The sequence below is a fragment of the Cellulosimicrobium sp. SL-1 genome (assembly GCF_011033075.1).
Taxonomy (GTDB): Bacteria; Actinomycetota; Actinomycetes; order Actinomycetales; family Cellulomonadaceae; genus Cellulosimicrobium; species Cellulosimicrobium funkei.
The window spans coordinates 186,614-200,753 of the sequence record NZ_JAACJC010000004.1 but is presented as its reverse complement, the minus strand read 5'-3'; the positions used below and the strand labels follow the sequence as shown (position 1 = coordinate 200,753).

At 74.0% G+C, this 14,140-nt stretch carries 15 protein-coding genes; 13 read left to right on the top strand and 2 right to left on the bottom strand.

Annotated features, from left to right (window positions below):
- Positions 1-171: 171 nt before the first annotated feature.
- The 7 genes from rpmB to GWJ10_RS07545 all read left to right on the top strand — a co-directional run bounded on the left by rpmB (position 172) and on the right by GWJ10_RS07545 (position 3,289).
- Positions 172-408, top strand: a complete 237-nt coding sequence (rpmB, locus tag GWJ10_RS07575) for a 50S ribosomal protein L28 (protein WP_021483267.1) — start codon at positions 172-174, stop codon at positions 406-408.
- Entirely contained in the window at positions 408-575 is a 168-nt protein-coding gene (gene rpmG / locus GWJ10_RS07570; protein WP_021483268.1) for a 50S ribosomal protein L33, read from the top strand. The genes rpmB and rpmG overlap by 1 nt, the downstream gene beginning before the upstream one ends.
- Entirely contained in the window at positions 575-880 is a 306-nt protein-coding gene (gene rpsN, locus GWJ10_RS07565; protein WP_021483269.1) for a 30S ribosomal protein S14, read from the top strand. Before rpmG ends, rpsN begins: the two co-directional genes overlap by 1 nt.
- A gap of 47 nt (positions 881-927) precedes the next feature.
- Positions 928-1,227 carry a type B 50S ribosomal protein L31 gene (locus GWJ10_RS07560; protein ID WP_021483270.1) on the top strand — a complete coding sequence of 100 codons (300 nt, stop codon included), beginning with the start codon at positions 928-930 and terminating at the stop codon, positions 1,225-1,227.
- The gene (gene ykgO / locus GWJ10_RS07555) at positions 1,224-1,346 is read left to right on the top strand and encodes a type B 50S ribosomal protein L36 (protein ID WP_021483271.1); all 123 of its coding nucleotides are present in this window, start codon (positions 1,224-1,226) and stop codon (positions 1,344-1,346) included. Before GWJ10_RS07560 ends, ykgO begins: the two co-directional genes overlap by 4 nt.
- Positions 1,347-1,458: 112 nt before the next feature.
- A complete protein-coding gene (aztD, locus tag GWJ10_RS07550; RefSeq protein ID WP_163186579.1) occupies positions 1,459-2,853 on the top strand; it encodes a zinc metallochaperone AztD in 1,395 nt (464 codons plus the stop codon).
- A 154-nt stretch (positions 2,854-3,007) separates the two neighbouring features.
- Entirely contained in the window at positions 3,008-3,289 is a 282-nt protein-coding gene (locus GWJ10_RS07545; protein WP_021482680.1) for an HU family DNA-binding protein, read from the top strand.
- Positions 3,290-3,383: 94 nt separating this feature from the next.
- Here the strand turns inward: GWJ10_RS07545 and GWJ10_RS07540 are convergent, their stop codons facing one another.
- Positions 3,384-3,755: a hypothetical protein gene (locus GWJ10_RS07540; protein ID WP_021482679.1), complete on the bottom strand. Its 372-nt coding sequence runs from the start codon at positions 3,753-3,755 to the stop codon at positions 3,384-3,386.
- Positions 3,756-3,923: 168 nt separating this feature from the next.
- Here GWJ10_RS07540 and rpmF point away from each other — a divergent pair, with 168 nt between their 5' ends.
- The 4 genes from rpmF (at position 3,924) to GWJ10_RS07520 (ending at position 8,195) form a co-directional block, all read left to right on the top strand.
- Positions 3,924-4,094, top strand: a complete 171-nt coding sequence (gene rpmF, locus GWJ10_RS07535; RefSeq protein WP_009864893.1) for a 50S ribosomal protein L32 — start codon at positions 3,924-3,926, stop codon at positions 4,092-4,094.
- A gap of 94 nt (positions 4,095-4,188) precedes the next feature.
- On the top strand, positions 4,189-5,553 hold the full coding sequence (locus GWJ10_RS07530; protein ID WP_241005706.1) for a YibE/F family protein: 1,365 nt from the start codon (positions 4,189-4,191) through the stop codon (positions 5,551-5,553).
- Positions 5,543-7,237: an AIPR family protein gene (locus tag GWJ10_RS07525; RefSeq protein ID WP_163186577.1), complete on the top strand. Its 1,695-nt coding sequence runs from the start codon at positions 5,543-5,545 to the stop codon at positions 7,235-7,237. The genes GWJ10_RS07530 and GWJ10_RS07525 overlap by 11 nt, the downstream gene beginning before the upstream one ends.
- Positions 7,238-7,307: 70 nt before the next feature.
- A complete protein-coding gene (locus GWJ10_RS07520) occupies positions 7,308-8,195 on the top strand; it encodes a 2-dehydropantoate 2-reductase (protein ID WP_206158366.1) in 888 nt (295 codons plus the stop codon).
- 19 nt (positions 8,196-8,214) lie between these two features.
- Here GWJ10_RS07520 and GWJ10_RS07515 read toward each other — a convergent pair whose 3' ends face one another.
- Complete coding sequence (locus GWJ10_RS07515) at positions 8,215-9,075, bottom strand: SDR family NAD(P)-dependent oxidoreductase (RefSeq protein ID WP_163186573.1); 861 nt, start codon at positions 9,073-9,075, stop codon at positions 8,215-8,217.
- Between the two features lie 114 nt (positions 9,076-9,189).
- Between GWJ10_RS07515 and GWJ10_RS07510 the strand changes: the two genes are divergently transcribed.
- Both GWJ10_RS07510 and GWJ10_RS07505 read left to right on the top strand, forming a co-directional pair.
- Positions 9,190-9,783: a TetR/AcrR family transcriptional regulator gene (locus GWJ10_RS07510; RefSeq protein WP_163186571.1), complete on the top strand. Its 594-nt coding sequence runs from the start codon at positions 9,190-9,192 to the stop codon at positions 9,781-9,783.
- 103 nt (positions 9,784-9,886) lie between these two features.
- Positions 9,887-14,083 carry a hypothetical protein gene (locus GWJ10_RS07505; protein ID WP_163186569.1) on the top strand — a complete coding sequence of 1,399 codons (4,197 nt, stop codon included), beginning with the start codon at positions 9,887-9,889 and terminating at the stop codon, positions 14,081-14,083.
- Positions 14,084-14,140 lie beyond the last annotated feature (57 nt).

Below are 14,140 nucleotides of genomic sequence, written 5' to 3'. Positions count from 1 at the left end.
AGCGCTCCGATCCGTGGTCTGGGGCGTCCCGGGAGGCTCGGCGGCCGACTCGGGAACAACCTGCTCCTGAGAACTGTTCTCGACAGCGGGTCAGCATAGCGTCTTGACGGGAATGATTCTCACTATCTAGTGTCGTCCCCGTCGCCCCGACCGACCCCGAGAGGAACCGCCATGTCCGCCGTCTGCCAGGTGCTCGGCACCGCTCCCGGGTTCGGCCACGCGATCTCGCACTCCCACGTGCGGACCAAGCGTCGCTTCGACCCGAACATCCAGAAGAAGCGCTACTGGGTGCCGTCGCTGGGTCGCCACGTGACCCTGCGCGTCAGCGCCCGGGGCATCAAGACCATCGACCGCCAGGGGATCGACGCCGTCGTGGCGCGGATCCTCGCCCGAGGGGAGAAGCTCTGATGGCTACCCGCACCGACCTCCGTCCCGTGATCAAGCTCCGGTCCACCGCGGGCACCGGGTTCACCTACGTGACCCGCAAGAACCGCCGCAACGACCCCGACCGGATGGTCCTGCGCAAGTTCGACCCCGTCGTCCGCCGCCACGTCGACTTCCGCGAGGAGCGCTGATGGCGAAGCGGTCGAAGATCGCGCGCAACGAGCAGCGGGCGGCCGTCGTCGCCCGCTACGCCGAGCGTCGCGCCGAGCTGAAGCGAGTCGTCGCGTCGCCGTCCTCGTCCTTCGAGGAGAAGGCGGACGCGGTGCGCGAGCTCCAGCGCCAGCCCCGCGACGCGAGCGCCACGCGCACGCGGAACCGCGACGTCGTCGACGGCCGCCCGCGCGGCTACCTGAGGAAGTTCGGGCTCTCTCGCGTCCGCCTGCGCCAGCAGGCGCACCGCGGCGAGCTGCCCGGAGTCACGAAGTCGAGCTGGTGACCGCCGCCCCGAGCGGCGGCCGGCCCTGGCTCAGCAAGGAGGCCACCATGAAGAAGGACATCCACCCCGTCTACGGGCCCGTCGTCTACCGCGACAAGTCCGCCGACTTCTCGTTCCTGACCCGCTCGACCCTCGCGGGCGACCACCCGCAGGGCCCGGGCGTCCCGCGCGAGACCGTGACGTGGACGGACGGGAACACCTACCCGGTCGTCGACGTCGAGATCTCGAGCGCGAGCCACCCGTTCTACACGGGCACGCAGCGCGTCGTGGACACGGCCGGCCGCGTCGAGAAGTTCCGCCAGCGCTACGGCGCCCGCGGCGGCGCGCAGGGCGGGGGCGCGCGATGAAGGTCCGCGCCTCGCTCCGCTCGCTCAAGGACAAGCCCGGGGCGAAGGTCGTGCGCCGGCACGGCAAGACCTTCGTCCTCAACAAGGCCAACCCGCGCTGGAAGGCCCGTCAGGGCTGACCCGCGCACCACCACCACCGGAGAGGAGCGGCCGCCCGGGTGTCCGGGCGGCCGACCACGCATGCACCACACCGCACCCGACCCGACCGACGCCGCTGCCGATCCCGCCCGGGTGACGGCCCCTCCCGGCGCCCGTGCCCGACGCCGCCCGCTCGCCCTCGCGCTCGGCCTCGCCCTCCCGCTCACGCTCGTCGCGGCGTGCGCGCAGGGCGCGGGCTCCGAGGGCGAGCAGGGCGACGCGGCGGAGCCCGCGCCGTCCGCCACGTCCGACGTGAGCGAGGCCGCGGCGCTCACCCCGCGCCTCGCGATCACCTACGACGGCGGCGTCCAGGTCCTCGACGCGACGACGCTCGAGGTCGTCGACGACCTCGAGCTCGACGGCTTCAACCGCCTCAACCCCGCGGGCGACGGGCGGCACCTGCTCGTCTCGACGTCCGGCGGGTTCCAGGTGCTCGACGCCGGCACCTGGGCCGAGCCGCACGGCGACCACGCCCACTACTACACGGCCGACCCGGTCCTCACGGACGTGACGTACGCGGCCGAGAAGCCGGGCCACGTCGTCGTGCACGACGGCCGCACCGCGCTGTTCGACGACGGCACGGGCGACATCACCGTGCTCGACTCGGCCACCGTGGCCGACCCGCACGGCATCGACGACGCGCGCACCCTGACCACCCCCGCGGCGCACCACGGCGTCGCGGTCGAGCTGTCCGACGGCTCGCTCGTCGTCTCCGAGGGCACCGAGGACGCGCGCACCGGCGTCCGCCTCCTCGACGCCACAGGTGACGAGGTCTCGGCGAACGACCAGTGCCCCGGCGTGCACGGGGAGGCCGTCGCCGCGGGCGAGGCCGTCGTCATCGGCTGCGAGGACGGCGTGCTCGTCGTCGCGGGCGGCGCGATCACCAAGGTCGCCGCCCCGGACGCCTACGGGCGCATCGGCAACCAGGCGGGCAGCGAGGCGTCGCCCGTCGTGCTCGGCGACTACAAGTCCGACCCCGACGCGGAGCTCGAGCGGCCCACGCGCGTCTCCCTCGTGGACACGCGCGACGCGAGCCTGCGCCTCGTCGACCTGCCCGCGAGCTACACGTTCCGCTCGCTCGGGCGGGGCGACGCGGGCGAGGCGCTCGTGCTCGGCACCGACGGGTCGCTGCACGTCATCGACCCGGAGTCGGGCACGGTCGTGCGGTCCGTCCCCGTCGTCGACGCGTGGGAGGAGCCCGAGGAGTGGCAGGAGCCGCGGCCGGCGCTGTTCGTCCAGGACGGCATCGCCTACGTCACGGACCCGGCCGGTCGCGCGATCCACGCGGTCGACTACGTGGGCGGCGAGGTGTGGAAGAGCGCGGAGCTCGACGTCGTCCCGAACGAGCTCAACGGGGTCACCGGCAAGCCGGCCACCACGGGGGGCCACGAGGCCGACGAGCACGCCCACCAGGACGGCGAGCACGGTCACGACGAGCCCGCGCACGACGAGCACGAGGGCCACGACCACGAGCACGAGGACGGCTGAGCGAGGACACGCGACGACGAGAGCCGCGAGAAGTCGCGCGAAACTCCGCGTGTTCCCTAGTGTTGTCCCCGGTGCACGGCCCCGCGGCTGGCACACTGAGACCGTGACGACGGGTGGTGACCACCGCGCGTCGTGAACCGAAGAAGGGATTCGCATGTCGCTCAACAAGTCCGAGCTCGTCTCGGCCATCGCCAGCAAGGCCGACCTGTCGAAGGCGGACGCCGAGAAGGCTCTCAACGCCTTCCAGGAGGTGCTCATCGAGTCGCTGGGCAAGGGCGAGGCCGTCAAGGTCACGGGCCTCCTGTCCGTCGAGCGCGTCGAGCGTGCCGCCCGCACGGGCCGCAACCCCCGTACGGGCGAGGAGATCTCGATCCCGGCCGGTTACGGCGTGAAGATCAGCGCCGGCAGCCTGCTCAAGAAGGCCGTCGCCAAGTGACGTCCCGCTGACCGGCCGTCGCCGGCCCGGTCAGCAGCACGAAGGCCCGGACCCCCGTGAGGGGATCCGGGCCTTCGTGCGTGCGGGGGGCGGGTCAGGCGTGCACGACGTTCGCGAGGATGCCGTGCTGCGTGAGGCGCGTGCCGATCGCCTGGTCGACCTCGCCGAACGCCTTGTTCGAGCGCGCGACGCCGACGGCGCCGGCCATCGCGCCGTGCCCGGTCGGGCGGTCGATGCGCGCGACGAGCTGGTCGCCGTGGACCATGAAGTCGACCGTGAAGACGAGGTGCTGGGCCTTGCCGGCGAACGCGCCGAGCCAGAACGTCTTCTGCTTGCTGCCGCGCTCGGCGGCCCACTGGCCCGTGGGGCGCGTGGTCACCGTGAAGCCCTGCTCCTGGAGCGCGGCGTGCAGGTGCTGCTTGGCGACCTCCGGGTCACCGGAGAGGAAGTAGTCGACCGTGGCCATGAGGGCTCCTCGTGCGTCGTGGTGGCGGGTGCGGCGGTCGCGCCGGGCCGTGCAGGGCGCGTGCGGCCCCGGGGATGCTACCGCCGGGCCGGGCCAGCGACCGGACTGTCTTGAGAATCGTTCTCACGAACCGGTAGGCTGGACGCTCGCCCACCGGAAGGACCCCTGATGGCCGTGCCCAAGCGCAAGCTCTCCCGCTCGAACACCCGCGCCCGTCGCTCGCAGTGGAAGGCGCAGGTGCCCGAGCTCGTGACCGTCGTCGTCGACGGCCGCGAGGTCACCCTCCCGCGTCGCCTCGTCGCGGGCGTGCGCCGCGGCCACGTGACGCTCCCCGAGTGAGCCGGAGGGGGCCCCGGACGGCCCGGCCCGCGCGATCGGTGCCCGACGGCGCGTGCCGCCGGGCGCCGTCGGGCCGCCGTGGCAGCATCCTCGCGTGAGCGCACCGACCCCTCCCGAGACGCCCGGGCGCGGCGAGCGCCGCACGCTGTCCCGGCGGGTGCCCGACGTCCTGGCGCGCGGCACCGTGCGCACCCCGGCGCACGCCCACGCCCACGCGCACGGCCCGGCCGCGCCCGCGACCCGGCGCGTGCGGGTCACGCTCGCCGCGCTCCTGGTGCCGGCGCTGCTCGTCACGCTCGCCGGGCTCGTCGCGCTGTGGCCCGCGGCGGCGGACGTGCCCGCACGCATCCCCGTCGCCGCGGAGGGCAGCACCGTCCTGCGCGCGACCGTCACCGGGCCGGTCGACGAGGCGACGGGCGAGGTGCCCGCCCGGCTCGACGCGGGCTCCCGCGCGGGCGGCGAGGACGTGGGCGGCGACGCGATCACCGTCAACGCGCCGCCCGAGTACGTCGCCTACGGGTTCGACGAGGGCGACCGCCTGCGCGTCCTGTACATCGCCGAGGCCGCGGGCGCGGGCGGCACGCCCTACGTCTTCATGGACTTCGAGCGCGGGCTGCCCATCGGCGTCCTCGCGGTCGCGTACGCCGTCGTGGTGCTCGCCGTCGCGCGGTGGCGCGGCCTCGCGGCGCTCGCGGGGCTCGCGGGGGCGTTCGTCGTCATCACGTCGTTCACGCTGCCCGCTCTCCTCACCGGGCAGAACGCGCTGGGCGTCGCGCTCGTGACGTCGTCGCTCGTCATGTTCGTCGTGCTGTACGTCGCGCACGGATTCACCGCGCGGACGTCGACGGCGCTGCTCGGCACCCTCGTCGGCCTGGTGCTCACGGCCGTGCTGGGCTGGTGGGGATCCGGGGCGGCCAACATCACGGGCCTCACGTCGGAGGAGTCCCTGTGGATCCCGCAGTACGCGCCCGAGCTCTCGATCCGCGGGGTCGTGCTGTGCGGGATCGTGCTCGCCGGCATGGGCGTGCTCAACGACGTGACGATCACGCAGGCGTCCGCGGTGTGGGAGCTGCGCGCCGTCGCGCCGCTCGCGACCCGGAGCGAGCTGTACGCGCGCGCGATGCGCATCGGGCGCGACCACATCGCCTCGACCGTCTACACGATCGCGTTCGCGTACGTCGGCGCCGCGCTGCCGCTCCTCATGGCGGTCTACCTCTCCGACCAGAACCTCGCGACCAGCCTCACGTCGGGCGAGATCGCGGAGGAGGTCGTGCGCACCCTCGTCGGCTCGATCGGGCTCGTCCTCGCGATCCCCATCACCACGGGCATCGCGGCGCTCACCGTCCCCTCGACGCGAGATCTTGGATACGCATTGCGGGTAGATGCCGGTCTCGCCTCCGATACACTCCCGTCACGAGAGGCGCCCGAAACGTCGGAAGGACGCTTAAATGGCGAATAGAATTCAACTTCGGCAGGTCGAACGTGCACTGCTTCGGGAGTATGAAAAGTACCTCGATCTATCCGACGTGAAATCGGCGTCAGACGAGCAGCGCGGAAAGAACCTTCGCACGCGCTCCCTGGCAGCAGAGGCGGTCCGACTGGCCGCTGGTGTCACACATCCGGAGGCAGCCGATTGCGTCACGGATGGCACTGGCGACAATGGTATTGATGCCGTTTTCGTTGACGAGGCTACCTCGCGGATCACGCTGGTTCAGTCAAAATGGCACGCCTCGGGGAGTGGGACGATCGGGGTCGGCGAGGCCCACGCCTTTATCAGGGGTTTCAAGGACCTGACTGACGAGAACTTTGAGGCGTTCAATGAGCGAGTGCGCAGAAAGAGCGATGCCATCACAAATGCGCTCAATGACACCAAACTTGTGATCGATATGATTATTGTCACTAGCGGCGGAGATGAGCTTGCCCCCGAGGTGTCTGTGCTTATTGACGACCTATGCGCGGAGATGAATCACGACAGCGAGATGCTCGTGGTGAACGTGTGGGGTGTTGAGTACCTGCGAGCGCGCCTGGCGGCGGAATCTGTCGGGACGCGAGTGGACCTTAGTGGGGTGCCCATCGAACACTGGGGAATGCTCTCGGAGCCATACCAGGCGTATTACGGGGTAGTAGACGGGGCTGTTGTTAAGGCCTGGCACGATGTGCACGGCGAGGCACTGTTCAGCCAGAACATTCGAAAATCGCTCGGTGCTACTTCGGTAAATGCTTCCCTCGGACAGACTGTTTCCGAGGACCCTGAACACTTCTGGTACTTCAACAACGGCGTAACAGTGCTCTGCGACAAAGTGAGCAAGCGCGCCCGCGGGGCGACGACTCGAACGATTGGCGAATTCGACCTCGAAGGCGCCTCGGTCGTGAACGGTGCTCAGACAGTCGCTTCGATAGCCCGGGCCCTGATTGATTCTCCGGTTGACGGCATGAATCCAAAGGTCTGGGTTCGGGTGATTTCACTTGAGGGGTGCCCCCCTGATTTTGCAAATCGAGTAACGCGCGCGACAAATACGCAGAATTCGGTGGAAAGCCGCGACTTTGTCTCGCTGGATGACGAGCAACTGCGCCTACGAACAGACTTTCGCTTGTCCCTAGACAAGACCTATTCGATCAAGCGTGGTGAACCTGAGCCAGAGCCGTCAAGCGGGTGCACTGTCATCGAGGCGGCGATTGCTCTAGCCTGCCTCCAGCGAGATGTGTCCCTTGCGGTGATCGCAAAGAGTGCGCCCGGTCGTCTTTGGGACATGCAAGGTCGATACTACCGCCAGCTCTTCAATTCTGGGACCACGCCCCATCTCGTTTGGAGGTCGGTTCAGACGATGAGATGGGTGGACAGCGCCCTGGACAATGCGTATTCGACATTGCGAGACGGGCGGCCTAGAGCTGTCAATGCGCAGGGTCGCAGGATTGTGCTGTGGACCGTCTTTCGAGCGCTAGATTCAGGTAGGCTGGATGATGCAGATTTTGATTGGTCGGAGATGCAGCCGAGGGTGATGGCGTTGGCTGATTCCGCAGCCGCTGCAATGTATGAGGAGGTCGAGCGGATGTTCCCGGCGAATTATATCGCTAGCCTCTTCAAGAACAGTAGTCGGTGCCGCGCTTTATCCGAGGCGCTCGTTGAGCGTATACCGTTCTAGCGGGGAGGGCAATGTGCCGTTTCGGAGTGTCGATTTGGATCGGTTCCACGATTTCCGTCAGGGGGTCTATGTGGCGGTGCTCGGGCCGGGCGGGGTCGGCGGGCTGGTCGGCGCGCTGCTCGTCCGGTCGGGCGCCCGGGTGACGTTCCTCGCGGGCGACGCCACGGCGGCCACCCTCACGGAGCGCGGCCTCCACGTGCGCAGCCGCCAGGTGGGCGACCTCCACGTGCCGGCGCGCGCGGCCACGCGCCTCGACGCCCCGGTCGACGTCGTCGTGGTGGCGGTCAAGCAGACCGCGCTCGACGACGCGCTCGACCGCGTGCCGCCGGAGGTGCTCGGTGACGGCGTGGTCGTCCCGATGCTCAACGGCCTCGACCACCTCGACGCGCTGCGCGCGCGGTACGGCACCGCGCGCGTGCTCCCCGCGACGGTCCGCGTCGAGTCCACGCGCGTCGCGCCGGGCGAGATCGAGCACACGAGCGCCTTCGTCGAGGTCGACGTCGCGCCGGGCGGGGTGGACCCGGAGCGGGTCGAGGCCGTGCGCGCGCTCCTGGAGGGTGCGGGCATCCCCACCACCGTGCACGACGACGAGACGGCGCTGATGTGGGCAAAGCTCGGCTTCCTCGCGCCGTTCGCGCTGCTCACGACGGCGCACCGCGCCCCGATCGGCGAGGTGCGGACCACGCACCGGGCCGAGCTCGAGGCGCTCGTCCGCGAGGTCGCCGCCGTCGCGGCGGCGAGCGGCGCGCCGTCGGACCCGGACCGCACCCTGACGTTCTACGACCGCTTCGGGGCCGACGCGAAGTCCTCGATGCTGCGCGACGCCGAGGCGGGCCGGCCGCTCGAGACCGACGCGATCGGCGGCGCGATCGTGCGCGCCGCCGACCGCGCGGGGGTCGACGCGCCTCTGACGCGCGCGCTCGTCGAGCGACTCCGGGGCTGGGCGCGGCCGTCGTGAGGTCTCCCGGCGCGCGGGCTCATCCCGCGGCCGGGCCGGGCGCAGCGACGGCGTGCTCGGCGGCGCGGCTCACGTCCTCCCAGGCCGCCCACGTGTCCTGACGCTGCCGCGAGATCCCCTGGGCGAGGTCGTAGACCATGCTGCCGAGCAGGAGGCGCAGCGGCGGGTCCTCGCTGTCGACGAGCGTGAGCACCGCGTCGGCGGCGAGCCGCGGGTCGCTGTCGACCGAGCCGTCCGCCCACTGCTTCTCGAGCTCCGCGCGCAGGGGCGCGTAGGCGTCGAGCGCGGTCGTCGTCGTCATGCTCGTGTACAGGTCCGTCCAGTACCCGCCCGGCTGCACGACGGTGACCGAGACCCCGAAGGGTGCCGCCTCCAGGGCGAGCGCCTCGCTCATCCCCTCGAGCGCGAACTTGCTCGCGCTGTACAGGCCCGTGCTCGGGAAGCCCGCGAGCGCCGCGATGCTCGACATCTGGAGCACGTGGCCCGAGCCCTGGCGCCGCAGGTGCGGCAGCGCCGCCTGGCTGACCCACAGCGCCCCGAAGAAGTTCACCTCGAGCTGCGCGCGCGCCTGCGCCTCGGTGAACTCCTCGACCATGCCCATCGACATCGTCCCGGCGTTGTTCACGACGACGTCGAGCCGGCCGAGGTACTCGACGGCGGTGTCGACCGCGGCCACCACCGCGTCGCGGTCGGTGACGTCGAGGGGGAGCGCGAGCACGCGGTCGTGGTGCTCCGGGGCGAAGGCGTCCCGGGACGCGGTGCGCGCGGCGGCCACGACGCGGTCGCCACGCTCCAGCGCCGCGACGGCGATCGCGTGCCCGATGCCGCGGCTCGCGCCGGTGACGAACCAGGTCCGGTCCGGCGGGGAGGTGTGTCGCATGACGGTTCCCTTCGATGATAAGACGAGACGGTCCGTCTCGTTACGCTGACCGTAGAGGTCTGCAGAGCCGCCGTCAAGACGAAACGGTCCGTCTCGCCGGGGTAGGCTGCCGCCATGGCCGCACCCGATCCCTCGCGCCGCAGCGAGTCCTCCCGCCGCGCCGTCCTCGCCGCCGCGCTCGACCTCCTCCAGGAGATCCCGTACCCGCAGCTGAGCATCGAGGGCATCGCGGCCCGCGCCCGCGTGGGGAAGCAGACGATCTACCGGTGGTGGCCCTCGAAGGCTGCGATCGTCCTCGACGCGTTCCTCACGCTCAGCGAGGGCGAGGACGGGGGAGCGCCGGTCCTGCCCGACACCGGAGACCTCGTCGCCGACCTGCGGCACGTGCTGCACGCGACCGTCGCCGAGCTGGAGGACCCGCGTCTCGCCGCGCCCATGCGCGCGCTCGCCACGGAGGCGGCGCACGACCCGGCGCTCGCGGACCTCTACCGCGAGCGCCTCGACGGGCCGCTCCGCGAGGCCAAGCGGCAGCGGCTCCGCAGCGCGCAGGAGTCCGGGGAGCTGGCCCCCGACGTCGACCTCGACGTCGCCGTCGACCTCGTCTGGGGCCCGGTGCTCAACCGCTGGCTCCAGCGGACGGGCCCGCTCACCGTCGAGTACGTCGACCGCGTCCTCGACACGGCGCTGGGCGGGCTGCGCCCGCGCTGACCCGCGGTTCCTCACGACGGCGGCCGAGCTCTTCACCGGACCGCCACGCGACCCCCTGTGGACGCGTCCCCAGGCGCCTCACAGGTTCGCCAGGATGTCCGTCATGAGAGAGCCGTGGGTCGACGTCGCGCTGGCGCGGCTCCCCGAGACGCGTTCCTGCCCCGCGTGCGCCGCGCCGTTGCGGTCGTCGCGGTGCGACCGGTGCCTGCTCGACCTCGTCGGGCCGCTCGCGTTCGAGGTGGCGGCGGCGTCGACCGACGCGGCCGACGCGCTCCGGCGGCGCCAGACCGCCCTCGACACGCTCCGCGCCGCTCAGCCCGAGGCGGCCGCGTGGGCCGCGCGTGCCGCCGTCGCGGCCCCGCCCGGCATGCTCCCCGGCATTCGGCCCGGTGGCCGGCCCGGCGCAGCAGCGGGCGGTGGCTGGGGGAGCCCGGCGGGCCCGCCGCCGATGCGCCCGCTCGACACGGCGCGGCGCGGCGCGGCGGGGCCTCGCCCGCCGGCCCTCTCGCCCGCGCCCGGACCGGGTGGCCCGGTGCGTCCCGGAGCGGCCGGCCCGGTCGCGCCTGTGCCTGTGCCTGTGCCTGTGCCGGGGCCCGCGGGCCCGCGCGCCGGTGGCGTCGGTCCTGGTATGGCCCCCGCGCGGTCCGTCGGCCTCCAGCCCGTGCTCGCCGGGGCGGGCGCCGGGCTGCTCGCCGTGGCCGCCGTCGTCTTCGTGTTCTTCACGTTCGCCGACGACCTCGCCCTGCGCGCCCTCGTCACCGGGGTCGTCACCGCGCTCACCGTCGGGGCCGCGGTGCTCCTGCGGTCGCGCGGCCTGCGGTCGTCCGCGGAGGCCGTCGCGGCGCTGGCCGTCGTGCTCGCCCTGGTCGACGTCGAGCTCGCGCTCAGCGCGTGGGCGCTCGACCCGGTGGGTGCCGCCGCGGCGCGCGCGACGCTGCTCGCCGTCGTGCTCGTCGGCCTCGGCGTCGTGGGCGAGCGGGCGCGCGTCCGGGCCTGGGTGACGGGCGCCGTCGTGCTCGGTCCTCTCGTGCCGCTGGTCGCGGCGCCCGCGGCCCAGGCGTCGTGGGGCTGGGCGGTCGCGCTCCTCGTGACGGCGTGCCTGACGGCGGTCGCCGGCCCCGTCGCCGCGGCGGCGGGCGCGCGCGTGGGCGGCACCCTCGGCGCGGAGCGCGGGTTCCTGGGCGTCGTGCGCACGGTCGCCGTGCTCCTCGCGGTCCTCGTCGGGCTCACCGTCTCCGCGCCGCCGGGGCTGCCCGGGGGCGCGGGTGCGGCGCTCGTCGCGCTCGGGGCGGCGCTCGTCGCGACGCTGCTCCGGGTCACGACGGGCGAGCGGCGCTGGTACGCGGTCGGCGGCGCCGCGGCGGTGCTCGCCGGCGCGCTGCTCGGCACGGGCGACGGCGTCGGCTTCGTGGGTCTCGCGCCCGCGCTCGGCGCGCTCGCGTGGGTCGTCGTGCTGGTGCTCACCGGCCGCCGCGTGTCGGCGGGGGTGCTCCGGGCACCCGTCCCCGCGGTCGGCCGCTCCGACGCGCTCCTCGGGGGCGCCGTCGTCGTGCTCGTCATGGCGGGCCCGGCCCTCGCGCTCGCGGGCCTGCGGGCCGCCGAGGTGCTCGTGACCCCGACCGCGGGGACGAGCCCCGTGCTCGACGCCGCGCCGCTGGGTGTGGGCGTCCTGTCCGCCGGGCTGGCGGGCGAGGGCACGGCGCCCGGGACCGTCGGCGCGACGCTGCTCGACGGCACGCTCGTCGGCCTCCTCTCCGTGCTCGTCGTCCTGCTCGTCGCGGCCCGGCTCCCGCTGCGCACGTCGCGGACCGCGCCGCCCCTCCTCGGTGGGACGCCCCGGCTCGGGACGGCGCCGCTCGTCGTGACCGGGCGCGCGCTCGCGCCCTGGGCGGCCCTCGCGCTCGTCCTCACCCTCGTGCTCGACCCGCGGCTCGCGGGCGTCACGTCGCTCGTCCTGCTCGCGCTGCTCGCCGCGGCGCTGCTCGTCGCGACGGCGCGGCCGGCCCCGGCCGCCGCGCCCGCCGGCACCGATCCCTCCGCGGGCGCCCCGTCGACCGGGGCCGTCGTGCGCGCCGTCCGGCGCGGGCTGGGACGCGCCCTGCGCCCCGTCGGGCGCCTCGTGCCCGGCGCGCGCACCGCCGTCCGCCACGGTCTGCTGCCCGTCGGCCGGTCCGAGCGGCGGTCCGCGCACGCCGCCGCCGTCGCGGGCACCGTCCTCGTGCTCGTCCTCCTCGTCGCCGGGTCGTGGGTCGCGCGCCCGACGGCGACCGCCGGGGCCGTCGTCGTCGGCCTGCTCCTCCTCGCGGCGCGCGCCGCCGCGCCGCGGTCCCTGCACGCGCCCCTCGTCGGGGTCGCGTACGGGTACGCGCTGCTCGTGCTCGGGGTGACGCTCGCGTGGAGCGGCGCCGGGACGGTCGTCGTGCTGTGCGGGGTCTCCGGCGTCGCCTCGCTCGCGGCGCTCGCGGTGACGCTCGCCCCGCGCGTCGACCGGCACTCGTGGTGGGCGGTCCTCGGCGTGACGGCCGTGCCGTTCGGGCTCGGCGTGCTCACCGTCGTCGACGAGCGCAGCACCTGGTCCGTCGCGGCGTGCCTCGCGATGCTCGCGCTCGAAATCGTGCTGGTCGGCTCCCGGCGCCCCGGCTCGGTGACGGCGCTGCGCGTCCTCGCCGCGGCCCTCGTGCTCCCGACGGCGGCCGTCGCCGTGGTGAGCGCGGGCGCCCTCGTGCTCCCGGGCAGCGGCTCGCCCGTCGTCCTGCCCGTCGTCGCCGTCCTCGTCGCGGCGGCCCTCGCGGGGGCCCGGCCGCTCGCGGCACGGCTCGACCTCGGCGCCGGCCGCGTCGCCGTCGAGGCGAGCGCGGCCGTGACGGGGGCCATCGCGGTCGGGCTCGCGTACGGGCGCCCCGCCGCGGGGCCGACGATCGCCGTCGCCGTGCTGCTCCTGCTCGCCGTCGGTGCAGGGCTCGCCGCGCGCGACCGCGACCGGCGGGGGGAGTGGTGGCTCGCCGCCGTCCTGGGCACCGCGGCGCTGTGGACGGCCCTCGCGGCCGCCGAGGTCGGGCTCGTCGAGGCGTACACCGCGCCGCCCGCGGTCGCTGCCGTCGTCGTCGGCGCGCTCCTCGCCCGCCGTGCGCGGCGCGGGTGGGATCTCGCGGGCGCGGGTCTCGTGCTGCTCGTCGTGCCGTCGGTGCTCGTCCTGGGCGCGGCCCCGGGCGCGGGCGACGTCCGCGCGTCGCTGCTCGTCGTCGCCGGTGCGGTGTCCGTCGCCGGTGCGGTGCTGCTCCGGCAGGGCACGACGGCGGGCGGCGTCGCCCCGGCCGCGACGACCCGCAGCGCGTGGCGGCGGGCCGGTGCGCTCCGGCTCGCCGGAGCCGCGGTGCTCGCCGCGGTCGCCGGGACGGTGGAGTCGCTGCACGTCGCGCACGTGCCCGGCGGTGGCGCGCTGTTCGTCCTCGGGTTCGCGTGGGCGGTCGCGGCGGGCGGCGTGGCGCTCGGCGCCGGGTTCGTCGCGGCGCGCGCGGCGTCGGGTCGTGGCGCCGTGGCGGCGCGGCGCTGGGCCGTCGCGCCCGCCCTGACGCTCGTGGTGGTCGGCGCCGTCGCGAACGTGCGGCCCGTGTGGGGCGTCATCGCGACGGTCTGGCTCGTCGAGGTCGCGCTCCTCGCGGTGCTCGTGGTGGGGGTGCGCCGCGCCGTGCGCGGGCGGCTCGACCTCCCGCCCGCCTGGTTCCTGTGGCTGCTCGCCCTCGTCGCCGCGATCGGTGCGTGGTCGCCGCGCGAGCTGCGCGTCGAGGTCTTCTCCCTGCCCCTCGGCGCCGGGCTCCTCGTCGCGGGCTACCTCGCGCTCGCGGCGGGAACCGCGGGCACGGCGAGCGCGGCCGCGGGCGGACCGAGCGGTCTCCCGGCGGCGCGCGCGGCCCGGCCCCTCGGCGGCTGGCCCGTCGGCGTCGTCGGGTCGTGGCGTGCCCTCGCGCCCGGGCTCCTCGCGCTCGTCGGGCCGTCGGTGCTCGCGACGTACACCGACGCGCGCACGTGGCGCGCGATGCTCGTCGTCGTGCTCGCGCTCGCGGCGGTCCTCGTCGGGACGCGCAAGCACCTCGCGGCCCCGTTCCTGCTGGGCGTCGCCGTGCTGCCGGTCGAGATCCTCGTGGTCTTCGTCTCGCAGCTCGGCACGCGCATCTCCGCCGGGCCGTGGATGCTCACGCTCGCCGCGGCGGGCGGCCTGCTGCTCATCATCGCGACGTACTACGAGCGGCGGATCGCCGCGTACGACGGCGCCGCCGCGTACGTCCGGGACCTGCGCTGACCGAAATCCCTACCGGGTGGCCCGTTTCTCCGCCGGGTGGCCCATAATGTTCGGGAT